Annotated in this window: 21 protein-coding genes; 15 read left to right on the forward strand and 6 right to left on the reverse strand. The window is 68.1% G+C overall.

The window, feature by feature from the left end; translation table 11 throughout:
- Positions 1-58 precede the first annotated feature (58 nt).
- Together QYM41_RS15810 and QYM41_RS15815 are read left to right on the forward strand one after the other, a co-directional pair.
- Positions 59-1,339, forward strand: a complete 1,281-nt coding sequence (locus QYM41_RS15810) for an Nramp family divalent metal transporter (RefSeq protein WP_438612608.1) — start codon at positions 59-61, stop codon at positions 1,337-1,339.
- 44 nt (positions 1,340-1,383) lie between these two features.
- Positions 1,384-2,079 carry a metal-dependent transcriptional regulator gene (locus QYM41_RS15815; protein ID WP_368800752.1) on the forward strand — a complete coding sequence of 232 codons (696 nt, stop codon included), beginning with the start codon at positions 1,384-1,386 and terminating at the stop codon, positions 2,077-2,079.
- Between the two features lie 39 nt (positions 2,080-2,118).
- On the opposite strand, the gene QYM41_RS15820 is transcribed toward QYM41_RS15815, so the two are convergent.
- Entirely contained in the window at positions 2,119-2,532 is a 414-nt protein-coding gene (locus tag QYM41_RS15820) for a DUF3093 domain-containing protein (protein WP_047692612.1), read from the reverse strand.
- Positions 2,533-3,012: 480 nt separating this feature from the next.
- Positions 3,013-3,564 carry a hypothetical protein gene (locus QYM41_RS15825; RefSeq protein WP_368800734.1) on the reverse strand — a complete coding sequence of 184 codons (552 nt, stop codon included), beginning with the start codon at positions 3,562-3,564 and terminating at the stop codon, positions 3,013-3,015.
- Between the two features lie 921 nt (positions 3,565-4,485).
- Here QYM41_RS15825 and QYM41_RS15830 point away from each other — a divergent pair.
- From QYM41_RS15830 to QYM41_RS15850, 5 genes are all read left to right on the forward strand, one after another.
- Positions 4,486-4,674 carry a DUF305 domain-containing protein gene (locus QYM41_RS15830; RefSeq protein ID WP_368800735.1) on the forward strand — a complete coding sequence of 63 codons (189 nt, stop codon included), beginning with the start codon at positions 4,486-4,488 and terminating at the stop codon, positions 4,672-4,674.
- A gap of 142 nt (positions 4,675-4,816) precedes the next feature.
- Complete coding sequence (locus tag QYM41_RS15835) at positions 4,817-6,976, forward strand: bifunctional copper resistance protein CopD/cytochrome c oxidase assembly protein (RefSeq protein WP_368800736.1); 2,160 nt, start codon at positions 4,817-4,819, stop codon at positions 6,974-6,976.
- A gap of 232 nt (positions 6,977-7,208) precedes the next feature.
- Positions 7,209-7,808: a hypothetical protein gene (locus tag QYM41_RS15840; protein WP_368800737.1), complete on the forward strand. Its 600-nt coding sequence runs from the start codon at positions 7,209-7,211 to the stop codon at positions 7,806-7,808.
- A gap of 143 nt (positions 7,809-7,951) precedes the next feature.
- Entirely contained in the window at positions 7,952-8,560 is a 609-nt protein-coding gene (locus QYM41_RS15845) for a copper resistance CopC family protein (RefSeq protein ID WP_368800738.1), read from the forward strand.
- Positions 8,561-8,900: 340 nt separating this feature from the next.
- A complete protein-coding gene (locus QYM41_RS15850) occupies positions 8,901-9,815 on the forward strand; it encodes an SURF1 family cytochrome oxidase biogenesis protein (RefSeq protein ID WP_368800739.1) in 915 nt (304 codons plus the stop codon).
- Between the two features lie 79 nt (positions 9,816-9,894).
- Here QYM41_RS15850 and QYM41_RS15855 read toward each other — a convergent pair whose 3' ends face one another.
- The gene (locus QYM41_RS15855) at positions 9,895-10,698 is read right to left on the reverse strand and encodes a WecB/TagA/CpsF family glycosyltransferase (protein ID WP_368800740.1); all 804 of its coding nucleotides are present in this window, start codon (positions 10,696-10,698) and stop codon (positions 9,895-9,897) included.
- A 455-nt stretch (positions 10,699-11,153) separates the two neighbouring features.
- On the opposite strand from QYM41_RS15855, the gene QYM41_RS15860 reads away from it, so the two are divergent.
- From QYM41_RS15860 to QYM41_RS15890, 7 genes are all read left to right on the forward strand, one after another.
- Complete coding sequence (locus QYM41_RS15860) at positions 11,154-11,876, forward strand: response regulator (RefSeq protein ID WP_368800741.1); 723 nt, start codon at positions 11,154-11,156, stop codon at positions 11,874-11,876.
- A 56-nt stretch (positions 11,877-11,932) separates the two neighbouring features.
- Complete coding sequence (locus QYM41_RS15865) at positions 11,933-13,012, forward strand: sensor histidine kinase (RefSeq protein WP_368800742.1); 1,080 nt, start codon at positions 11,933-11,935, stop codon at positions 13,010-13,012.
- A gap of 242 nt (positions 13,013-13,254) precedes the next feature.
- Positions 13,255-14,063 (forward strand): IS5 family transposase gene (locus QYM41_RS15870; protein ID WP_371212492.1). Its coding sequence is split into 2 segments (ribosomal slippage): positions 13,255-13,576 and positions 13,576-14,063, totalling 810 coding nucleotides; the frame shifts between segments, so codons are not numbered across the junction.
- A 1,000-nt stretch (positions 14,064-15,063) separates the two neighbouring features.
- Positions 15,064-16,311, forward strand: a complete 1,248-nt coding sequence (locus QYM41_RS15875; RefSeq protein ID WP_368800744.1) for an MFS transporter — start codon at positions 15,064-15,066, stop codon at positions 16,309-16,311.
- Entirely contained in the window at positions 16,308-16,682 is a 375-nt protein-coding gene (locus QYM41_RS15880) for an ArsR/SmtB family transcription factor (protein WP_368800745.1), read from the forward strand. The genes QYM41_RS15875 and QYM41_RS15880 overlap by 4 nt, the downstream gene beginning before the upstream one ends.
- Before the next feature lie 87 nt (positions 16,683-16,769).
- The gene (locus QYM41_RS15885) at positions 16,770-17,495 is read left to right on the forward strand and encodes a response regulator (RefSeq protein ID WP_368800746.1); all 726 of its coding nucleotides are present in this window, start codon (positions 16,770-16,772) and stop codon (positions 17,493-17,495) included.
- The gene (locus QYM41_RS15890) at positions 17,492-18,628 is read left to right on the forward strand and encodes a sensor histidine kinase (protein WP_368800747.1); all 1,137 of its coding nucleotides are present in this window, start codon (positions 17,492-17,494) and stop codon (positions 18,626-18,628) included. The genes QYM41_RS15885 and QYM41_RS15890 overlap by 4 nt, the downstream gene beginning before the upstream one ends.
- A 112-nt stretch (positions 18,629-18,740) precedes the next feature.
- Here QYM41_RS15890 and QYM41_RS15895 read toward each other — a convergent pair whose 3' ends face one another.
- A complete protein-coding gene (locus QYM41_RS15895; RefSeq protein ID WP_368800748.1) occupies positions 18,741-19,970 on the reverse strand; it encodes a heparan-alpha-glucosaminide N-acetyltransferase domain-containing protein in 1,230 nt (409 codons plus the stop codon).
- Positions 19,971-20,313: 343 nt separating this feature from the next.
- Here QYM41_RS15895 and QYM41_RS15900 point away from each other — a divergent pair, with 343 nt between their 5' ends.
- On the forward strand, positions 20,314-20,673 hold the full coding sequence (locus tag QYM41_RS15900; protein WP_368800749.1) for a hypothetical protein: 360 nt from the start codon (positions 20,314-20,316) through the stop codon (positions 20,671-20,673).
- Between the two features lie 63 nt (positions 20,674-20,736).
- On the opposite strand, the gene QYM41_RS15905 is transcribed toward QYM41_RS15900, so the two are convergent.
- A complete protein-coding gene (locus QYM41_RS15905; protein WP_438612609.1) occupies positions 20,737-22,035 on the reverse strand; it encodes a heparan-alpha-glucosaminide N-acetyltransferase domain-containing protein in 1,299 nt (432 codons plus the stop codon).
- Positions 22,036-22,703: 668 nt separating this feature from the next.
- A complete protein-coding gene (locus QYM41_RS15910) occupies positions 22,704-23,297 on the reverse strand; it encodes a recombinase family protein (protein WP_368800750.1) in 594 nt (197 codons plus the stop codon).
- Positions 23,298-23,652 lie beyond the last annotated feature (355 nt).

Below are 23,652 nucleotides of genomic sequence, written 5' to 3' on the forward strand. Positions count from 1 at the left end.
GCCCTCGAGGCCGGGCCCCCATTCCCCGCGCCGGAAAGTTCGTATAGCTTAACTTTCTATGAGGACCGGGACCGGGCGCACCGGCTCAACAGGTGTTGCCGCCACTTCCCCAGGAGAGCGGTGGGTGCGCCGCCAACCGCTGCCCTGGTTGTTGGGTCCAGCCTTCGTGGCCGCGGTCGCCTACGTGGACCCGGGCAACGTCGCGGCGAACCTCACCGCCGGCGCCCAGTACGGGTACCTGTTGGTGTGGGTGCTGGTGGCCGCCAATGCCATGGCGGTACTCATCCAGTACCTCTCGGCGAAGGTCGGGCTGGTCACCGGATCGAGCCTGCCCGAGTTGCTGGGCGACCGATTGCCCCGGGGCCGGCGGCTGGCCTACTGGGTCCAGGCCGAGCTGGTGGCCGCGGCCACTGACCTGGCCGAGGTGATCGGCGGGGCGATCGCCCTGCACATCCTCTTCGGGATCCCGCTGCTGGCCGGGGGCGTGATCGTCGGGGTGATCTCGATGCTGCTGCTGGTCCTGCAGACTCAGCGGGGCTCTCGGTTCTTCGAGTTCGTCGTGACCGGCCTACTGGCGATCGTCACCGCCGGTTTCGTCACCGGCCTGTTCTTCGGCCCCGTGTCGTGGGACGAGGCCGTCGCCGGGATCGTCCCACGGTTCGAGGGCACCCCGACGGTCCTGCTGGCCGCGAGCATGCTCGGGGCCACGGTGATGCCCCACGCCATCTACGCCCACTCCGCCCTGGCGCGGGACCGTCACGGGCACTCGGTGCCCGCCGAGGCCCTGCCGCGGCTGCTGACCGCCACCCGGTGGGACGTGCTGCTGTCCCTGCTCGTGGCCGGGTCGGTGAACATCGCGATGCTGCTTTTGGCCGCGGGTAACCTCGCCGGGGTGCCCGGCACCGACAGCATCGAAGGAGCCCATGCGGCGATCACCGCCGCCCTGGGCCCGGCCGTCGGGGTCGCCTTCGGCATCGGATTGCTGGCCTCCGGGCTGGCCTCGACCTCGGTGGGCTCCTACGCCGGATCAGCGATCATGGGCGGGTTGCTGCACGTGCGCATCCCGGTGTTCACCCGCCGGCTGATCACCCTGATCCCGGCCCTGGTCATTATCGCCGTCGGGGTGGACCCGACCTGGGCGCTGGTGCTGTCCCAGGTGCTTCTGAGCCTGGGTATCCCCTTCGCCCTGATCCCGTTGGTGCGACTGAGCAGCAACCGGGATCTGATGGGCGCCTTCGTGAACAAGGTGGCCTTGACTGTCGCCGCCTGGGTGGTCGTGGCCCTGATCGTGTCGTTGAATCTGGCGCTGATCATCCTGACCGCCACCGGGGCCGATTGAGTGGGCCCGGCAGCTCCGGCGCGGCACTCGGTAGCGTGGATCCCATGGACTTAAGTGAGATCACCCCGGTCGCCCAGGACTATCTCAAGGCGATCTGGTCGGCCACCGAATGGGGCGACCCGCCGATCACCACCACAGCCCTGGCGGCGCGGATGGGGACCTCCGCCCCCAACGTCACCGACACGGTCAAGCGACTGGCCGCCCAGGGGCTCGTCGAGTACCAGCCCTACAAACCCGTCACCCTCACCCCGCAGGGGCGCGCGTACGCGGTCGCGATGGTGCGCCGGCACCGACTGCTGGAGACCTTCCTCGTCACCACCCTGGGGTATCCGTGGGAGGAGGTCCACGACGAGGCCGAACGTCTCGAGCACGCCGTCTCCGACGCGATGATCGAGCGCATCGACGCCCAGCTGGGACAGCCTACGGCCGATCCGCACGGGGACCCGATCCCCACCGCGCAGGGACGCACCCGCCGCCCACTCAACACCACCCGGCTCACCAGGGCGAGGCCGGGACGATACGAGATCGTTCGTCTCTCTGATGCCGACCCGCAACGCCTGACCCGGTTCCGCGCCTGCGGCCTCGTGCCGGGCGGGCCTTTTCGTGTCATCGCCCAGGGAGCCAGCGGAACCACCGGTGTACCGGGGAACCAGCACACCGCGATCGATCTGGCACCGGTGGAAGCCGAGGCCATCTGGGTGACACCCACACCCATCCTCAATACTCTCCGGAGCCACTGAGAGCTGGTCACCGGACGAGCCCCTCACAGGACGCCGGTCTCAGCCGGCGGAGAGGATCTCGACGATGCGCTCCGGGTGACGGGTCGAGGTCAACCAATAAGGGGTGGGATCCACGGGATCGGTGATCTGGATGCGGACCACCGGGCCCACGGAGACGCGGAAGTTCATGTAGGCGCGGGCGTCAAGCTCGGGGCCCCGCACCCGTTGCACGGCGCTGCCGCGAAACGCTTCGGCCTCGCCCACAAACCGACGCTCGATACGGGCCCGCCCCACCTGCAACGACTCCCCGGTGATCACGATCCCGGTGCTCGAAACAATCAACGCCACCGCAGTGCCGCCGGCGACCACGGCCCCGACGGCCGTCCCGGCCCACATGTTGATCGGGGCCAGGGCAATGAAACCCACCAGACCCGCGAAGAGCACGAGCAACCACATCCACCACGCGGCCGACAACCGTTCCTCGTACAGGACCGCCCCAGGGGCGGCCTTCGCGGGAAGGTTCTCGGCCCCAGGTCCGGCCGGGGAGGATCCCTGGGCGCTGCGGGGTTCATCGGGTAGGGAGACGCCGGGGGACGCAGGATGGGACATGCTGCAACCCTCTCATGACAGCGCCCCCACGGACCTTCTGGTCCGTGATCCCGGGGAGCAGACCCGGTCCGATCTGGGGTTCCTGGTTCGACCCGATCACTGCCCCACCCAGAAATGTCTTGGTGATGGGCGACAAGTGAGGAGTGTTCATCGATACCCGGCACGTCGAGAGCCCCCGTCGAGGACCTGGAGGCCACGGTTCTGCTGCCCAAGAATTGCATCCAGTGGTGCAAGAGGAATGCTGCGGGGTGCTGTCACCAGCCACGACGGCGTGCGGATGGGGCCCTCACCGATGTCGAAGGGTGGGGGCCAGCCACAAGCTGGCTGGCCCCCACCAAAGTGCGATCAGTGCCCGAGGCCGGTCTTGTGGCTCACGTCCTTGTACCAGTCCGACCAGCCGTGACCGTCCCAGTAGCGGTACTTGACCACGTGGTACACCTTCTTGTCCTGGTGGTGATTGAAGTGGCGCCACTGCCCCCCGCCCCAGGTTTCACCGCCGTGGTGGTTGAAGCTGTACTGGTAGTAGTCGCTGCCGTGCTCATGGGAATTCCCGTACTTGTCCTCGGCGTAGTAGTACTGCTTCACCTGCACCTTGGTGTAGCCCTTCTCGCACTTCACCTTGAAGGGGAACGCGGCGTAATGCTTCCCCTGATACTTCTTGTAATGCGGCTTGTAAGCATCCACATCACAGCCCTTCTGCTGCTGGTGACCCTGGGTCTCCACCGCGGCGGACTGCACCTGGGGGGTCGGCGTGGCCGCGGCTTGGGCCGGTGCTCCGAGGGTGGCGAGGCCGCCTGCGGCCAGAGTGAGCGAGGCCATGGACAATACGGCCTTGGAGAAGTAGCGCCGGCTGCTGGGCTTGGCGGTATGCGTGGACAATGCGCGTGTGGATGACATTTTGATCTCCTGGCGAGATGCGGGGATTTATTTTGCCGAGCCCCTACCCCTGTTGCGGAGGCAATTTTTGGTGCGCCGACATCTAAAGCATGTCGGCCAGGTCATTGCGCAGCATCCATCCCGGAGTTGATTTCCCAGGTACACCCACGGGTGCACACCGCACCCACCTGAAGGACTGCCATACGGCGCGAGGAAATTTACGGACCGACCAGGTTGGCGACGCGGTCTCAGCCCCCTGGGTCCGGTGTGGGCTTGTCCAGGCTTCCGTCCGACCAGACCTCCTCCACGTGGCGCAGCACCACCAGGCGTGGTTGGCCTGACGCTGGCGTACGAAGTTCTGTGGAGTCATGCGAGTTTCCTTGGATTCGGAAGACCCGAGTGGCAACCACCTCTGTCGGTTTTAGAACGAGCCGGTTCAAACCGTTAGGGGCATGGCCCTAGCTCGCGATCGGGAGGGAGAAGTAAAATAGAGGGGCAAGACTGGCGCTCGGCCCGCCAAGGACCGGGGAAGCATCTCGATGGACATTGCTCCCCACCTGGGACGATGTCAGGAGCTAGGGGGCACTGCGGAAACCGCTGTGTGCAGTGCAGACTGTGCGCGGCGGAGAGTTCCTGAGCTGAGGGCGTGACCATCCTTTCGTGGATGGGCATGCCCTTCTTGTGTGTCCAGTACGTTATTGCCGACACCCACCAACAACAGGCCAGGCAGATGCACGGGTGGCTTTCGGTGTGGGAACTACCCTCAGTCTCGATCCAGCCAGTCGTGGCATGGATGGATAAGGACGGCGGCCACGGTGGGCCTCATGGGTTCGCCCCGGCCGCCTCACGAAAAGTTGCGGCGATGCTGGGCATCTCCTCAGCAGCTCGCCAAACTCGAGGAGGCTGAGGGGCCAGGGGCCGGGGAGATGGGACCTGTAGCTGATGATCCCCCACCACCAGGCCGGCCCCAGCATGGTTGCCGCCATCCTGGGGTGCACGGAGGATCCGACCGTGACCTTCTTGGCGCAGTCGATCCTCATCAGCCAGCAGCCCGAGATCCAGTACAGGGAAAAGCTGCTGGCCACCCCCACTGACCCCCGAGCCACCCAGACGCCGCGTACGGGGCGGTGAGAGTTCCGGCGCAGCCCAGGAGGCCGTCGCTGAGATCTGCTGAGGGGCGCGGCCGATCATGTGGGGCGGGGGTGGGGTGCCCGGCGAGGACAATGGAGGCAACCCGTCCCCTCCTTCAGAGGCGGGTGAAGGAGATCAACTCATGAGTACGAGAACGCCCGAGCACACCGGGCAGGCGCGCACCGGGCAGGCGAAGCCCGGTAGTCACAGGGTGAGGCCGGGGCAGCTCGCTGCTGCCTTGGTGGTGGCTCTGGCGGTGTTGATTCTGGCGATGCTCTACAGCGGCTCGGGGGCCGCTCGTCTGGCGGCTGACCCGGGGGCGCTGGTGCGCTGGGGTCTGCCCGTGGTCGAGGTGGTGCACAACAGTGCCCTGGTCGTGGTGATGGGTTCCCTGCTCTTCGCTCTGGGCGTCGTACCGAAAACTCGTGACGGGCTCCGCCGCCGCACAGACGGGCGGAACGGGGGCCAGGAAGCGGAGCACCCCTTGTTCACGGCCACCATGGGTCTGGCCGAGGTGGCGTCGGTGGTGTGGACGGTGGCTGCCGTCGTGGTGCTGGTGCTGTCCTATTCCGATGTGGCGGGGGTGCCGGTGGGCGGGGACGAGGCCTACGCGCAGCAGCTGCTGTACTACGCCACGGATCTTTCCCTGGGGCAGTCTCAGGCGGCGACCGTGGTGGCCGCTGCCGTGGTCACCACCCTGGTCTTCGGCGTCCGGGCCCTGATGGGGCTGTTGCTCACCTTTGTCCTGGCGTGCACGGCCCTGGTGGCGATGGCCCTCACCGGTCACGCTGCCGGGGGCGCCGACCACATGGGGGCGGTGAACTCCTTGGGCCTGCACCTGCTGGGCGTGTGCCTGTGGACCGGTGGGCTGGTGGTGCTCGCCTGGCTCTCTCCGCAGCTGAGCGGGTCTGACGCGGGCACCGGCACGCTGCCCGCGGGGGCCGGCCGCGGCGCCGGCGTCCGGGGCCGGGTGCCGATGGCCGCGGTGGTGCTGCGCCGCTTCTCGGCGGTCGCCTTCGGGGCCTTCTTGTTGGTGTTCCTCTCCGGGACCATCAATGCGGCGGTGCGCATCGGCTCCTGGGAGCAGCTGTTCAGCCCTTACGGGCAGTTGGTGCTCCTCAAGGCCGCCCTGACCCTGGGGCTGGGCCTGGCGGGGCTGGCCCACCGCCGCTGGTTGATCCCCGGTGTGGAGGCCGGCCGTCTCGCCGCCCGGCGCGCGGTGTGGCAGCTGGTGGCCGGGGAGGTGCTGGTGATGGGGGCGGTCATGGGCGTGGGCGTAGCCCTGTCCCGCACCGCCCCACCGGTGCCCGAGGAGATCGCCCCGGATGCCACCCCGGCCGAGATCCTCACCTGGTACCCGTTGCCCCCCGAGCCCACCGCCGCCTCCTGGTTCACCACCTGGCGGGTGGATCCGCTGTGGCTGGCGCTGGTGGTCTTCCTCGCCGCCGTCTACCTGTGGGCGTTCGTACAGGTGCGCCGCCGCGGGGACTCCTGGTCGGTGCTGCGCAGCCTTTCCTGGCTGATCGGGCTGGCGGTGCTGTTCTACGTCACCTCCGGTGGGGTGGCCGTCTACGGCCTGGTGCTGTTCTCCGCGCACATGGTGGAGCACATGATGTTGACCATGGTGGTGCCGATCTTCCTGGTCCTGGGTGCGCCGGTGACGCTGGTGCTCAAGGCGCTGGAGCCCCGGCAGGACGGTTCCCGCGGGCCGCGCGAGTGGATCCTGGCCCTGGTGCACTCCCCGTTCTCCAAGATCGTGACGCATCCGATCTTCGCGGGGGTGAACTTCGCCGCCTCGATCGTGATCTTCTACTTCACGCCACTGTTCGGGTTCACCCTGCAGTACCACGTGGGGCACGTGTTCATGATCACCCACTTTTTGATCACCGGGTATCTGTTCATGCTCGTGCTGATCGGCATCGACCCGATCCCGTACCGTCCCGGCCACATGATGCGCCTGATTCTGCTGCTGGCCACGATGGTCTACCACGCCTTCGTCGGGGTGGCCCTAATGGGCTCGGACACCCTGCTGCAGGCGTGGTGGTTCGCGAACATGGGTCGGGATTGGGGCCGTAGTCCGATCGAGGACCAGCAGTTCGGCGGGGCGCTGATGTGGGGAATCGGAGAGTTCCCCACCGTCGTCGTCGCCGTGGTCGTGGCGATCATGTGGGCGATCGAAGGCAAGAAGGAGAACCGTCGCGTGGACCGGGCCGCCGACCGCACCGACGACGCCGAGCTCAAGGCCTACAACGAGATGATGGCCGGGCTCGCCGAGCGCGACGAGTCCACGAGACGCCCCTGAGCCAGGACCACGTATGGAAGCCGTGACCTTCACGGCGACCTGACAACAGAGGACACACGACGCACCGCGGTGTCGCCCCGACCGGCACCTGCCGCCAGGGCCAGTCAATTTGGTGGGGCTCTCGAGAGCCCGCACATAATGGGATCGCCGCCTCGAGCGGCTGATGAACTGAGGTGGTGGAGACGTGAGCACACGGGCGCACCGTCTTGCCCGCGGGTGGGCCGGAGCCGCGATGGCCACAGCCTTCGCCGCCGCCTCCCACCTGGCCGCCGGTGGCCAGGTCCCTCCGGTGCTGTTGGTGTTGCTGTCCCTGGCCCTGTCCGGGCCGGTGTGCATGGCTCTGGCCGGGAGGGTGCTCTCCCACTCCTCGTTGCTCGCCGGCGTGCTGGTCAGCCAGGGCATCTTCCACCTGCTCTTCACCGTCACCGGATCCGTGACGACCGTGGTCGATGCCACCCACCACGCGGCGCTGAGCTCACCGCCCGTCGGACCGGCCCTGGTGCTGCAGGCCCAGGCTCACGCGGTGCATGGTGGCACCGGCATGCTGGTCTTCCACGTGCTGGCCGCCGCGGCCACCTACGGGTTCCTGCGCCACGGCGAGGTGGCCCTCGTAGGCCTGCTTGATGCCCTGCGACTGCGTGTGCGCCGGCTGTGGCGGGTCCTGTCCGCCCCGGTCGTGGTGCACCGACCCCGACCTGTCCCGCAGGGGCGCCCGTACGCACTGACGGATCAGTCGCTGCTGCGCCCGGTGCGCTCCTACCGCGGACCGCCGGCAGCTCGTCGTCGGAATCTTTTGCTCCCGACCGGGCTCACCCGGTTGCCCGCCGGCTGAACACCGCCACCCCTGCCGGGGTTGGTCGTGGTCGTGGGTTCGGACGGCAGGCTCGACGACTCCCTCACAGCCGCCTCCGATCATCGGCTCGGCGGCTCTGTCTGACCCACTCATTCATTGCCCCTCGAAGGGACCCTTCTGCCATGCTGACCACCACATCCGCTCTGCGCCGTACCGCCGCCACCGTGAGCGCGGTAGGCGCCCTGACCGCCCTGGGGCTGGCCCCCGCCGCAGCCCATGACGAGGTGCTGAGCACCTCCCCCGAGCAGGGCGCCGTGCTGGAGAGCGCCCCTGAACAGATCGAGCTCTCCTACAGCGGGGAGATCATGGACATCGGTCACCAGGTGCTGGTGACCGGCCCCGACGGACAACCCGTGACCGAGGGCCCGCTCGAGCGCGACGGTTCCCAGGTGCTCCAGCCCCTGGCCGAGGCCGGGTCCGAGGAAGGGACCTACCAGGTGGTCTGGCGGGTGGTCTCCAGCGACGGTCACCCCATCGAAGGCACCTACACCTACGAGGTGGGCGACGGCGCGGACACCACCACCACGGCCCCCAGCCTCAGCAGCACCCCGCCCGTAGCCCCGGCCGGTGAGGGTGCCGACAGCTCGGACAGCTCCGCCCAAGCCCAGGATGCGGCCGCGCAGGAGAACTCCGGGGGTCTCACCGGATGGGCCGTCGCCGCCACCGTGGTGGTGGCCCTGGCCGTGATCGGGCTCCTGGCCGTGATGTCCCGTCGCCGCCGCAAGAGCTGATCCTCCACGCCGGGCCGGCAGATGCTCTACAGCACAAATCCCAGGGGCGCGGCGACAGCCGTGCTCCTGGGTCCGCCGCCGACCGTTCCGAAAGCCCCACCGCACACCCTGAGGAGCACGACCGCTGTGAAGTTCGACCTGCTCGGATCACTGTCACCGCGCGGCGCCGCCGCTCCCCCGGCGGGGCCAGATTCCTCATTTCTTTCCTGCCAGGGCTGCCGGGCGGATGGTGGGATCTGACATGGGTACCTACCGTTTCCTGCTCAGCGGCAAGTGGCTCGGTTTTTTCCTCCTCGCCTGCGCCGCCGCCGCGGTCTCCGTGTCCCTGGGCAGCTGACAGATGGACCGTAACGACCATCTCGTGGGCGAGAACACGAAGATCACGCAGAACTACCGCGCCGAGCCCCTGACCGGCGTGGCCGCCGTCGAGCAGTTCGCCGCCCACGACCCCTCCCTCACCTGGCGCCCCGTCGAGCTCACGGGCGAGTACCTGCCCGAAGACCAGGTTCTGGTCCGCAACCGGCCGCAGAGCGGACGGGTGGGCTACGAGGTCCTGGTGCCCTTCCGCACCGGCACCGGGCAGGTAGTGGTCCTGGACCGCGGCTGGATTCCCACGGGTGTCTCCTCCGACGGCATGCCCGACGAGGTCCCGGCCCCGCCTGGGGGCACCGTGACGGTCTCGGCCCGCCTGCAGCCCGGGGAGCCGGCCGTGGACCGCGGCGCCCCCGAGGGGCAGATCGCCACCATCGAACTCGAGCAGCTGCAGGCGCGGTGGAACCGGCCGGTCGGCACGGGCGCCTACGGCGAGGTCTTCGCCGAGGACCCGGCCCCCGCGGCAGCCCCGGCCCCGGCCCCGGAGCCGGAGACCGACTCCGGGCCGCATCTGTCCTACTCGTTGCAGTGGTACGCGTTCGCGGCCCTGTTCTTCGTCGCCTACGGCTACGCCGCCCGCCAACAGGCCCGCAACGACGCCTGGGACCGCCAGTTCGCCCAGGAAATGGAGCGCCACCTGGCCCAGTTCTACGACGAGGACGGTCACTGCATCGGCGAGGGCGACGAGGAACTCGTGGTCCGGCAGATGGAGATGGCCGACGACATGCCGGCCCACCTCAAGGCGCTCATGCGTCCCAAGCCGCAGCGCCGGCGTTCCCGCCCCACGTGGGAGGACGAGGAGGACGCGATGCTGGACGCCTTAGAGGCGCCGACCGCGGACCGGGGCCGGTTTCCGCTCCGGTCCGCGGCCGGGTTGCGCTGACTCGCAGCGTTGTTGATGCGGGCCGGCAGAAGGCGGTGGACCCGGGCTGGAAGTCCCGGCCCCGCCGCTCACGTCCGGCTCACGAGCTGGCATTGGCCCCCGTGGCGCCTGCCCGGGCGGCCTTGGCCGCCAGGAGATAGGCGAGGATCCACGGCTCGACGAGGTAGCGGTGGCCCAACCGCCGCGGCTGGGTGGCCAGCCGGTAGGCCCATTCCAGGCCCATGGGCCCGAGCCAGCGCGGGGCTGACTTCTGGATACCGGAGTATTGGTCGATCACCCCGCCGACGGCGGCGTAGATCGCCGTGGGCAGCTCCTCCCAGTGCCGGCTCAGGAACTCCTCCTGCAGCGGCATGCCCAGGCCCACGATGACGAAGTCCGGCCGGAACTCCTGCAAGGTCTGCACGATGCGGTCCTCGAGGGCGGGGCCCCACCCTTCGCCGGGCCAGCCCTCGACCGTGCGCTCGGGGTCCTGCGCACGGAGCATGGCGACCGTGCGCGCGTTGCTTTCGGGGCTCGCGCCGATGACGGCCACGCGCCGCACCGGGGTGCTCCGGATCAGACCGGGCAGCCAGTCCATGGTGCCGATACGGTGCCGCCTGGCGCTGAGCTTGCGCCCGGACTGCCACTTGGCCATTTTCAGGATGGGAAAGCCGTCCGTCAGCACCACGTCGGCCTTGTCGTAGAAGGCGCGGAACGTCGGGTTGACCTCCCATGTGTAGAGACTGTGCAGATTGTGGCCGAGGATCACGGTCTTACGCCGCTCCTCCCACGTGGCCGCAATCCACCGGTGCAGCTCATTGGTGTCCATCGGTGTCACCTGGATGCCGCTGACCGGGATCTCGATCTTGCTCAGCCTGTCCGTCTGAGTCTGGTACTTAAGCATGTGTTCCCCCACTGGTTCGGCAGTTGCTGCCTCATCGTTTGTCGGTCGGCACATTCGCCTCCCGCCGTGGGATCCCCCAGATCCTGTTTGGCGCACGGGACACCGTCCCGTGGGCGCAGCATTTGGGGACACCAGCCCGTGTTCCCCCAAATACTCGCCAGTATTCACGTTAGCAACCCTTGACTTTCCCCGGATGCCCCCACTTCCGTGCTCGACTGTCCCCCAATGTGCAACTATTTGCATGGATAAACACTTGCAAAGGATTCCTCAGGTGGCGGCCCCCCTCTCGTGTCTGGTCGACACTGCCGTGTGGGCGATGACCGACTGACCTGCACGGCGTCAAAACACTCCCCCCATCAGCCTTCTCACCACGGCTTTGCTGCTTCAGGTCGATCACCGGTCGTGCAGTGTCGCAGCCAGCACGTAGGAGCCCAGCCACTGAACAAGGAGCCCACATGCCCCCGCCCCTGACCGGACGGATCCTGGTGGTCGACGATGAGATCGATCTGGCGCAATTGATCGAGGGATACCTGCGCCAGGCCGGGCTGGAGGTGGCGGTGCGCCACGAGGGCGTCGGGGCCGTCACCGCCGTAAGCGACTTCGCCCCGGATGTGATGGTGCTCGACCTCGGGCTGCCCGGCATCGACGGGATCGAGGTGTGCCGTCAGGTGCGGACCTTCTCCGACTGCCACGTCCTGATGCTCACCGCCCGCGACGACGAGGCCAACAAGATCGTCGGCCTGTCGGTGGGAGCCGACGACTACGTGACCAAGCCCTTCAGCCCACGCGAGCTTGTCGCCCGGGTGCAGGCCATGCTGCGCCGGGCCCGGACTCGAAGCACCGAATCCGCTGCGATCTCACAACACGGCGAGCAGAAGCTGGTGATCGGAGACCTGGTGGTGGACAAGGACTCCCGCCAGGTGCATCTGGGCGGAGAGCCGGTGGCGCTGACGAGGATCGAGCTCGACCTCCTCCTACGCCTGGCAACCAAGCCGCACCTGGTGCTCTCCCGCCGGCAGCTCCTGGAGATGGTCTGGGACACGCACTGGACCGGGGACGAGCACCTGGTGGACGTGCACATCGGGCGGATCCGCAAAAAGCTCGGCGACGAGGCCACCAGCCCACGGTTCATCCACACCATCCGCGGGATCGGCTACCGGATGGGCACCGGGCGGTGAGCACCATCACGGCGACAGGTCGACGCTGGTCCTGGAGTCCGCTGACGGCGCGGTTGATGCTGGCCCAGACTGCGGTGCTGGCCGTCGGACTGATCATCGTCGTGGTCACTGCGGTCCTGGTCGGGCCGAAGATGTTCTACCACGAGCTCGTCGAGACCGGCCACGCCGACGAAGCTTCCGGGCTGGTGCACCTCGAGCACGCCTTCCGCTCGGTGAGTCTCACCGCTCTGACCATTGGAGGGCTTTCGGCTCTTTACATCGCTGGGATGCTCACCTTCTACCTCTACCGCGCGATCGGGCGGTCCCTGGCCTCCTTCAGCACCGCGGCCCAGGAGGTGGCCGCGGGCAACTACGGTGTGCGCGTCACCTCCACCAAGCTGGGTCCGGAGTTCGACTCCCTGGCCTCCTCCTTCAACAACATGGCCGCCAAACTCGACGCCGTGGACACCACCCGGCGCCAGATGCTGGCCGATCTAGCCCACGAGATGCGCACCCCCCTGGCGAGCCTTAAAGGACATCTGGAAGGCATCGAGGACGGAGTGGTGGAGTGGGATGAACGGACCACCAGCATCCTGCACGCCCAGATCGCCCGCCTGGAGCGCCTGGCCCGCGACATCCACCAGCTCACTGCCGCCGAGGAGGGCATGACCCACCTGCAGCTGACCCCCCAGGACCCGGGCCGACTGGCAGCCCAGGCGGCCGCGGCCATCGAACCCGCCGCTATCGGCAAGGGCGTGTCGATCACGTCGGTGAGCACCGGCATGGAGGTCATCCCGGTGCTACTGGATCGGGAGCGGATGGGACAGGTGCTGGGCAACCTGCTGGAGAACGCCCTGCGCCACACCCCACCCGGTGGGTCCATCACCGTGCGCACCGCCCACGCCCCAGAAGCCGTCACTGTCACCGTCACCGATTCCGGGGAAGGCATCAGCGACGAGCATCTTCCGCACGTGTTCAAGCGCTTCTACCGCGCCAACGCCGGCCGAGAAGCCCGCCGCGTTGGCTCTGGACTGGGCCTGGCCATCAGCAAATCCCTGGTCGAGGCCCAAGGCGGAACCCTGGAGGCCACCAGCGACGGCCTCGGGCACGGCACCAGCTTCCGGATTCGCCTACTGCGTCACACGTCCCCGGGCTGACGCCGGCGTTGTCGCCAGGTGGTTGTGCCACGGCGGCGGACTGTGCTTGCTGGAGGCAAGGTGCCCGCTGTTGCGGGCACGGCCCATCACGTTGCTGCCGTCTCCGGTGGTTGTTGGTTCCACAACATTCCAAGGTCGCGCCAGCCTAGTTTTAAGACCTGGTCTCAAAACCTGATCGGTCGTTGCCCACCTGCCTGGGAACGGTCCACAGTGCCTGCATGACGACGAGGACGCAGTCGTGGATGGTCGATGACCGTCTGTGGGAGCTGATCGCCCCGCTGATCCCACCCCAGCCACCACCTCGAGGGCCCGGTGGGCGACCCCGGATCGAGGACCGGGCGGCACTGGAGGGGATCCTGTTCGTGCTGCACACCGGGTGCCGTTGGCGGGACCTGCCCCCGGCCCTGGGCTGCGGGTCCGGGCACACCGCCTGGCGCCGGCTCAGGCAGTGGCAGGGGGCCGGGGTGTGGGAGAAGCTGCACCGGGCAGTGCTCGAGGAGCTCTCCGAGCAGGAGATCCTCGACTGGTCGCGGGCCAGTATCGACGCGGTGTCCGTACGTGCCAAAAGGGGGGCGAGCTGACCGGCCCGAACCCCACCGACCGCGGGAAACCGGGGACGAAGTACCACCTGCTCACCGACGCGGCCGGGCTGCCCCTGCATGTGCTGGCCTCAGCCGCAAACGTCCACGACAGCAAACTCTTCGAGCCGTTGCTGGAGACCAACCCGAGTGTGCGTGGCCGGCGAAGGCGTCCGGGGCGGCCCCGCCGCCGGCCGGAGAAGCTGCACGCGGACAAGGGCTACGACTACCCGAGGTGCCGCCGCTACCTGCACCGGCGAGGCATCAAGGTCCGGATCGCCCGGCGCGGAATCGAGGCCAAGACCCACCTGGGCCGGCACCGCTGGGTCGTGGAGCGCACCATCTCCTGGGTCCTGCGGTTCAAGCGTCTCGGGATCCGTTACGACCGCACTGCAGCCACGCTGCTCCCGCTGCTCTTGCTCGCCGTCACGCTCATCAACTTCCGCCGACTGCGTCAGGTAGAAGAGTTATGAGACCAGGTCTAAAGGGTGCCCTGACTTCGGGGAAGGCCGAGGCAGGGCACCCTCACACCACTGACCCAGGGGACTGCCCGAGTCATTGGCCGATGAGAACTGGGGGTTCTCAAGCTGAAAGCTACGTCTTCTTCAACCCGGAGAACAGGGGCTGAAGCCGGTATTGACTAGGCTTGATGGTATCTACACCCCGTCTTTACTTAAGCTCAACAATTGGGCCTGGCCCCGGCGAAGGAAAGTCCGGGGATAGCCGGTATGACCCTCTGCGCGTGCCGCCAGCGGTGCGCCAGCACCGCATGGAAATTCCATCAGACGCTCAGGGCGGCAGTCCCCGGATGCGCCGACAGAGCATGGCCCTAGCCGCGCCTATATCTCGTGCCACGCGAGTGGGCTGGTTCGCCCGCTTCAAGCAGCCGTACCGCATTGCGGATCTGACCGTCGGTGCACGCAGGGCGCCGCCCGCCGAGATCCTTGCCGACGGTCCGGCGTGTGGTCACCGAGCTGGCCATCCGATCCCATTGGATCTTCAATTACACCTTTGCCAGGACGGCCGTAACGGTGCGGCTCCTCGACGCATCAGGGGGTGCTTGCCCACGCCTCCCCGGCCGGGGCGACACACCCCGCCCAGTTTCTGCTCCCCAGCGCTGCGGCGGAGGCCAGCACTTTCTGCGTGAGCCCCCGTCGGACCAGCGACGTGATGACTAGTTTGTCGTCGTCTCACAGGAAGGCCCTTACTTTGACCGGCATTTAATCCGCCACATGCAAACCATGATTCATGCGCGCTCTTCGCATGGTCGGCGTCGGCGACCCGGGCAGTAGCCATTGCGCCTCGGACACCGCAGGCCCCGGCGCCCGCTTCCTTTCCAGGGGATCCCTCATGAGCGATCCCGCCCCCTGGGTGCACAGGACTTTCCGTTGTGTGCAGAGCTTGGCGACTAGCGTGTCACCCGCTATCTTTTAAGTGCATATCTACGCACCTATGCACTAGAAGGGGTGGGGCATGCTCACGGTCTTGCGGAACCGGACCTACCGGCACCTGTTCACCGCCCAGGTGGTGGCGCTGCTGGGCACCGGTCTGCTGACGGTGGCCCTGGGGCTGTTGGCCTTTGATCTGGCCGGGGCGGGCGCTGGGGCGGTGCTGGGCACGGCGCTGACGATCAAGATGCTCGCCTACGTCGGGCTCGCCCCGGTGGTCAACGCCGTGGTGGCCAGACTCGCGCCGAAACCGGTGCTGATCGCAGCGGATCTGCTCCGGGCGTCGATGGCGTTGTGCCTGCCGTTCATCGACCAGGTGTGGCAGATCTACCTGGTGGTGTTCGCGCTGCAGGCGGCCTCGGCGACCTTCACCCCGGCGTTCCAGTCGGTGATCCCCTCCGTGCTGCCGGCCGAGCGCGACTACACGAACGCGCTGTCACTGTCCCGGTTGGCCTACGACCTGGAGGCGTTGGTCAGTCCGGCCGCAGCGGCGGTGGCGCTGAGCGTGCTCAGCTACCACGAGTTGTTCTTGGGCACCGCGGCCGGGTTCGTGGTCTCGGCGTTGATGGTGGCCACCGCTGTCCTGCCCGCCTCCCGCACGGCGGGCGGGGCTCTGGGTTCGGTGTGGCACCGCACCACCCTCGGTGCCCGGATCTTCTTCACCACCCCACGGCTGCGCTCGGTGCTGGCCCTGAATCTGGTGGTGGCCGCCCCCACCGCTCTGGTGCTGGTGAACACGGTGGTCTACGTCCGTGACGTGCTGGGCCGGCCCGGGACGGACCTGGCAATCGCCCTGGCCGCCTACGGCATCGGCTCCATGGCCGTGGCCCTGGCCGCCCCCAAGGTGCTGGAGCGGTTCGGGACCCGGGCGGTGATGCTCACCGGAGCAGCCGTGCTCCCGGTGGCGATGGTCGCTACCACCGTGTTCTCCTTCCGGCCCGGTACGGGGTGGGTAGCGCTGCTGGGCCTGTGGCTGGTGCTGGGGGCCGGGACCTCGACGATCCTCACCCCTTCGGCGCGGGTGCTGCGCGATGCCTCCGACGAGGACACCCGCCCCTACGTGTTCACCGCCCAGTTCTCGCTGTCCCACGCCTGCTTCATCCTCACCTACCCGGTCGCCGGGTGGGTCGGGGCCCAGGCCGGACTCGGGGCCGCCGCAACTGTTCTGACCGTGATCGCCGTGGTGGGCGCCGGTGCGGCCTTGGTGTCCTGGCCGCGCCCGGTCAGCGTCGCTCCGGCCGGCGGGGGTGGTGGGAGAGGATGGGTGTCGTGAACACCGCTCCTGAGACCCCCGGCCCGGCCCTTGCGGCGCCCTCGTTGGTCCACCCGGTGGCCCCGGGCTCGGAGCTGCTGGAGTCGGCGGCGGCCACGCTGCGGATGCTGGCCGAACCGACCCGGTTGCACCTGTTGTGGCAGCTTGCCCACGGGCCGCGCACCGTCACCGAGTTGGTCGAGGCCACCGGGGCCGCCCGCACGGTGGTGTCCCAGCACCTGGCCAAGCTCCGGTTGTCCGGGTTGGTGGATTCGCGGAAGGAGGGCCGGCACGTGATCTACTCCGTGCCCGACGGTCACTTGAACCGCTTGGTGACCGAGATCGTCAATCACACCGACCACCGGCTCACCGGCGAACCCGTCCACGACTAGCCCGCCATCCCGGATCCTGCGACACGGCCACCCGGGGCACCGAGGCTCACACCACAGCACTCACAGCGATCAGGACAGGGAGAACAGATGACGGATCCGCTCACCGGGCGTGTTCTGGTGGTCGACGACGAGGTCGACCTGGCGGAACTGGTCGCGGAATATCTGCGCAAGGCCGGACTCGAGGTCGCGGTGCGCCACGACGGCAACCAGGCGGTTGCCGCGGTGCGCGACTTCACCCCGGACGTGCTGGTGCTCGATCTCGGGCTGCCGGGGATCGACGGGATCGAGGTGTGCCGTCAGGTGCGGACCTTCTCCGACTGCCACGTGCTGATGCTCACCGCCCGGGATGATGAGGTCGACAAGATCGTGGGGCTGTCGGTGGGAGCCGACGACTACGTGACCAAGCCGTTCAGCCCGCGCGAACTCGTGGCCCGGGTCCAGGCCATGCTGCGCCGGGCGCGCACCCGGCCCACACCCACCCCGCCGCTGGCGGGGCAGGGTCAGGGTCGGGGGCTGGTGATCGGGGACCTGGTCGTGGACGAGGCCGCCCGGGAGGTCCACCTGGGCGGGGAGCCGGTGGCGTTGACCCGGATCGAGTTCGATCTGCTGGCCGCCTTGGCGGCCCATCCGAATCTGGTGCTCTCGCGGGCGCAGTTGGTGGAGATGGTCTGGGACACCGCCTGGACCGGGGACGCGCACCTGGTGGACGTGCACATCGGGCGGATCCGCAAGAAGCTCGGCGACGAGGCCGCCGGCCCGAGGTTCATTCACACGATCCGCGGAGTCGGCTACCGGATGGGCACCGGCCGATGAGCACCGCCGTCACCGGCCGCACCCGGGCCTGGGGGCCGCTGACCGTGCGGCTGATGATGGCCCAGACCGCGGTGCTGGCCATCGGGTTGCTCATCGTGGTCGTGACCGCGGTGCTGATCGGGCCGAACATGTTCTACCACGAGCTCATCGACGCCGGTCACGCCGATGAGGCCACCGGGTTGGTGCACCTGGAGGACGCCTTCCGCTCGGTGAGCCTCACCGCCCTGGCCATCGGCGGTTTGCCGGCGCTCTACATCGCCGGGATGCTCACCTACTACCTCTACCGCACGATCAGACGGTCCCTGGCCGCTTTCAGCATCGCCGCCGGTGAGGTGGCCGCGGGCAACTATGCGGTGCGGGTGACCTCGGCGAAGCTGGGCCCGGAGTTCGACTCCCTGGCGTCCTCTTTCAACGAGATGGCCGCCAAGCTCGCCTCTGTGGACACCACCCGGCGCCAGATGCTGGCCGATCTCGCGCACGAGATGCGCACCCCGCTGGCCAGTCTCAAAGGCTATCTGGAGGGCATCGAGGACGGGGTGGTGGACTTGGATGAGCACACCACCGGGATCCTCAACGCCCAGATCACCCGACTGGAGCGCCTGGCCCGCGACATCCGCCAGCTCACCACCGCCGAGGAGGGCATGACGCGGCTGCAGCTCACCCCCCAGGACCCCGAGCACCTGGGGAACCAGGCGGTCGCGGCCATCGAGCCCGACGCGATCGGCAAGGGCGTGTCGATCACCTCGGTGAGCACCGGCATGGAGGTCACCCCGATCCCCTTGGATCCGGAGCGGATGGGTCAGGTGCTGAGCAACCTGCTGGAGAACGCCCTGCGGCACACCCCGCCCGGGGGCACCATCATCTTGCGCACCGACCACACCCCGGAGGCGGTCACCTACACCGTCACCGACTCCGGGGAAGGCATCAGCGCGGAGAACCTTCCGCACGTCTTCGAGCGCTTCTACCGCGCGAACACCGGCCGGGAGGCCCACCGCGGAGGCTCCGGGCTGGGCCTGGCGATCAGCAAGGCCCTGGTCGAGGCCCAGGGCGGAACGTTGGAGGCCACCAGCGACGGCCCCGGCCGCGGGGCCAGCTTCCGCATCCATCTGCCCCGCTCCCGGCCCACCGACTGAGTCCCGAGGGAGCACTCGAGCTCGAGGTCTGGGAACGACGACGGGCTGTGCCCGCCACCGCAGCTGTTCGGCTGCGGTGGCGGGCACGGCCCGTGAGGGGGTGCACCGTCAGCTACCCGTGCGAGGACCCGGAGTTCCCGTGGAGCACGGCCCGGCGGGTGCCCTTCACGGACAGCCCTATCACCCGTTCCAGCGGGCCCTGGCCCAGGGCCCGGTGCCAGGCCACCGCGAACAGTGCCGCGACCACCAGGTGGATGACGTACCACAGGTAGGGCTGGTCGTAGTGGGCCTCAAACGACAGCGCCACCAGGTGGGCGGTGTAGAGGGTCAGGGTCATGACCCCCATCGCGGCCAGCGGCAGCAGCCAGGCCTCGGCCTTGCGGGCAATCAGCAGCAGCGCTCCGAGCACGGCCAGGCTGATCCCCAGACTGGCCGCGATGGCCAGCGGGGTGTTGGTGTGCGGGGTGGCGATCGCCAGCCACCACACCGTGGAGGTCGGCAGCGAGTCCGGTCCCCAGATCAGGACCTCGGCGAGTTCCTCCTCACCGAACGAGGAGGCCTCCAGCAGCCGCTGGTAGCCGCCGAAGGCGTAGAGCAGGAAGTAGGAGGTGGCCTGGGCGAAGATCGCGATCCCGATGCCGACGACGAGCAGCCGGATCTGGACCTCCTGCTTGCGCAGGTTCAACCGTCCGAGCCCCATGCCGACCAGCAGGTAGGTCATGTAGGGCAGGGCCGGGTAGGACCCGGTGAGCAGCAGCTGGGAGGCCGTGGCGCCGGGTTCGGTGAGGACGGTGGTGAGGGTGGGGTTGTAGGAGCTCCAGGCGGGCAGCTGGTCGAGCAGGCCCTGCATCAGCAGCGGGGCCACGAGCCCGAAGACCGCCGCACAGATGAACAGCATCTTCGGGCCGGCGTGCAGGAACGGGATCGCCAGCAGGAAGAACACCCCGTAGTAGAGCAGGATGCTGTAAGCCGGCGGGTCCTCGGGCATCAGGGTGCCGATCCACAGCCCCACGACCGCGATCAGCAGCGCACGCACGGCCAGCCCGATCCGGTCGGCGGTCATCGTCTTGCCCTCGTGCGGGTGGCGGCCCCCGGAGGTCAGTGCCAGCCCGACCCCGGCCAGCAGGGCGAACAGGGCCGCGGAGTCCCCGGAGAACACCCGCCAGGTGAAGCTGGCCTCCCCGGTCTCCTCGTTCCAGGACGGCAGGATGTGGATGGCCATCAACCCGATCAGCGCCAGGCCCCGCGCCGCGTCGATCCCCACCAGCCGGCGGGTGGGCCGGATCAGTGCATCGTCGAGTCCCCCTGGATCGGTTCTCTCCGCTCGTGACATCGCGCTCATGACTCCCCCTGATCGTGCCGGCCCTTCCAGGGCCAGCGAAGTGTGCGACCCGTGAGGGCCGCGTCCATGGCCCCGGGGTGTCCGGGGCCGATCTGACTTCAGGGTCTCGTCCACATTTGGCGCCCACCTCGCGGGATCCTCAAGATTCCGTCAAGATTCCGACGGGATTTCTCCGCCGGTGGGCCCCTCCAGCACCTGTCGGGGCGTCACAGTGGCCGCAAAAGCATCTTTCGGACGGCCAGAGATTGCTCCGTGAACCACTGGTCCTCACGATGGGACCACAGGGTGCCCGTTGCACCCGGTGGAGCAGTCCGCTCCTGACAGGGCAGGGGTTGGGGGACCAATGAGCGATTTCACCATGGGTCGGGCCGGCGGCCGGGGAACGAACCGGTGGGCCGTGGAGGCCTCCGTGCGGACGACCCAGCGGGTGGACGAGTCCGTGATCGCGGCGGTGCGGGCGTCCATCGCCTCCTGTCACGGGGTGGCCCGCTGCACGGGCGTCCCCGGGGTGTCCGTGCGGCTCCACTTGGAAGCCAAGACCCCGGAGGCCGCCTACAGCGCGGCCCTGGCCCTGCTGACACGGACGGTGCTGACGTTGCTGGACGGTTCCATGCTGATGGATCTGCACGTCACCGCCGAGCAGACACCACCGGAGCACCCCGTCCTGCCCGCCAGCACTACCGTGGTGGCAACGGCTCCGTGAGCCCCGCCTCGGACCGCGGCGGCCCCTGAGCACACAGCCAAGGTGCGGGTGCGGGACCGGGGCTCAGGTCTGAGTTTGCCGGCCCAGCACGAGTCGGCGGACGGCGCGCACGATGCCGGCGACGACCCGCTCGAGGGGGCCCTGCCCGAACACCAGGTGCCAGATCAGGGCGAAGACCAGGGCGACCCCGACGTGAATGAGGAACCACAGGGGCTGGTCGTAGTGCACCTCCGCGGACAGGCCCAGCAGGTGGGCGGAGTACACGGTCAGCGTCATCGAGCCCATCGCCGACAGCGGCAACAACCATCGCCCGGCCCCGCGGGCCAGCAGCAGGAACAGCCCCAGCACCGCCGTCGCCGAGCCCAGGCCCAGCAGCAGGGCCAGCGGAGTGTTGGTGTACGGGCCGGTGATCGCCAGCCACCACCAGGTCGTGGTGGGCAGGGTGGGATCCGGGCCGAAATTGATGATGTCGTCGATCAGTTCTTCGTTCAGGGCGGGGGTCCGGGCCAGCATCTGGGCGTAGCCCCCGGCCTGGAGGATCAGGACCCAATAAGCGAACCACGCCGTCACCGCCAAGAGCACCCCCAGCAACAACAACGACGTCTGGGTCTGGACGTCGGCCAGATCCAGCCGGCCGATCGCCAACCCGGCCAGCAAATAGGCCAGATACGGCAGGGCGGGGAAGGTCCCGGTCAGCACCAACTGGGTCGCCGTGGCCCCGGGATTGTCCACCAGGTCGAGGAAAGTCGGGTTGGACCGCTCGATCGCGGGCAGGACGTCGCGCAGCAGGTGCATCAACACCGGACCGGCCACAGCGAAGAACCCCGCCCAGACGAACAGGGCCCGCGCGGACAGGGACAGGAACGGGATCGCCAGCAGGAAGAACACCCCGTAGTAGACCAAGATGTTCACCGCCGGGACCTCGGCCAAACTCTCCCCCGGGAGGGCTTCGTTGATCGCCAGCCCCAGGCCCGCGATCAGTACCGCGCGCACCGCCACCCCTACCCGGTCAGCCGTCATCGCCCGCCCGGTGTGCCGGGTGCGGCCACCGGTGGAAAAGGCCAGGCCCACCCCGGCCAGCAGGGCGAACAGGGCCGCGGAACGGCCGGCGAAGACGGCCCACTGCGCGGTGGGCTCGAAGGTCACCGGGTCCCAGGAGGGCAGGATGTGGACGGCGATCATCCCGATCAACGCCAGCCCGCGGGCGGCGTCGATCCCGAGCAGACGCTGCTTGCGCGGGCCTGCCTCCGCGGTGCTTGCACCGTTCGCCGCAGGTTCGCCCGCGACATCGGAGGTGGCCGACCGTGGACCGCTTCGTGTCCATGGGGCGCTGCGCGCCGGGCGTTCGTGAAAATCTGTCATGACGAGCTCTGCTCCCTGGGCTGCACCGGCGGACCCCCTGCCCGTCGGACCGGGACACGACCCCAGTGCAGAATTCACATCAGCAAGCCCGGATATAGCTGCGGTATTCGCTGTCCGGAAATCACCCGTGAAGGCCAATCGGCCGCTCCAGAGCAACCCCTGTGACGGGATCGCCAGGGCACCCTCACAGCGGTACCCCGAGGCACTGCCTCGGGGTACCGGCCGATGAGAACTGGGGGTTCCCAAATGGAAAGCTACGTCGCCCCCAGCCCGAAAAATAGGCCTCGAAGCCGCTGAAGACCATGCTTGATGGAAACTACACACTTCCTTTACTTAAGCTCAACGCTCGGCTCCGGAGCCGACAAAAAAGCCCTTCGATCAGCGTTGCACCCTGCTGCCGAAGACAGCAGCGATGCGCCCCACACCGAGGACCAACACAGTCAGAAGCTCGGGGGCGGGCGGTCTGTGATGCACCGATGGAGCGACGACCGACCTGATCGGTTCGGCTTCCATTCCGAGTCAAGTCCTTTGACCGCACTCCAGGGCGGAAGGTCTTGTGCGCCAGTCCTCCGACCTTCGTCCTCAACAGGACAGGGCCGATGACGCCTCCAACCCTGACCGCGAACACCATCCGAACGGTTAATGGTGCGTCCGTCGGCAGCATCTGCTCAGATGGTGGTCGGCACGGGCAGCTCACGGATGCGCCGGTACAAGGTGGCCCGCGACATGCCCAGATCCCGGGCCACCTGAGTGGCCGGCTCCCCACCCTCGATGAGTTGGAGCGCACTGCGGATCTGGCTGTCCGTGAAAGTCGGGCGGCGCCCGCCGAGATCTTTGCCGGCGGCCCGACGCTTGGCCACGGAGTCGGTGATCCGCTCCCGCTTAATCTCCAGCTCCATCTGCGCCAGAGCAGCCATCACGGTGAAGACCATGGACCCCATCGGGGTCGCGGTGTCCACGTCTCCCCCACCGAGGTTCAGCACCCGCAGACCGGCGCCTCTCCCCCGCAGCGCTTCGGCGAAAGCCAGCATGTTCTGCGTCGACCGCCCCAGCCGGTCCAGCGTGGTGATCACCAACGTGTCACCCTCCTCGAGCGCGGCCACCGCCTTATCAAAGGCCGGACGTGATGCACGACCTCCCGACACTCCACTGTCGACATAGACGTCATCGCGCCGCACGCCGGCGGCCAGGAGATCAGACACTTGACGGTCCGCGTCCTGCTGCCGCGTCGACACTCGCGCATACCCGATTAGCTTGCCCATGTCCACCTCATCTGTCTCGCAACTAACGTTGAGTATCCGATTCTAGGGGCATGGATAAAGCACATAGCTACGAGACAGCCCGAACCGCGGAAACATGCGGACTGTGAACCGCAGCGACAAGTGGCGGTGTTCTGACGGAGCAAAATGGCGGCCTCGAGAGCGCGGTCCGATCCGGCTCGACGGGGCAGTCGGGCTCGAGGTGATCGAAGTCTTGATCGACCTCGGAAGTGCGTCCCACTTCCTAGGTACTGGGACGCTCGGCGTCGAGATCTATGTTCGGGGACTATGGATATCGATTTGAGTGCCAGAAGTTAGGCCTAGAACTAAGTGCCAGCTAGGCCGTACGGAACCGACT

Source organism: Kocuria oxytropis, from assembly GCF_040981195.1.
GTDB lineage: Bacteria > Actinomycetota > Actinomycetes > Actinomycetales > Micrococcaceae > Kocuria > Kocuria oxytropis.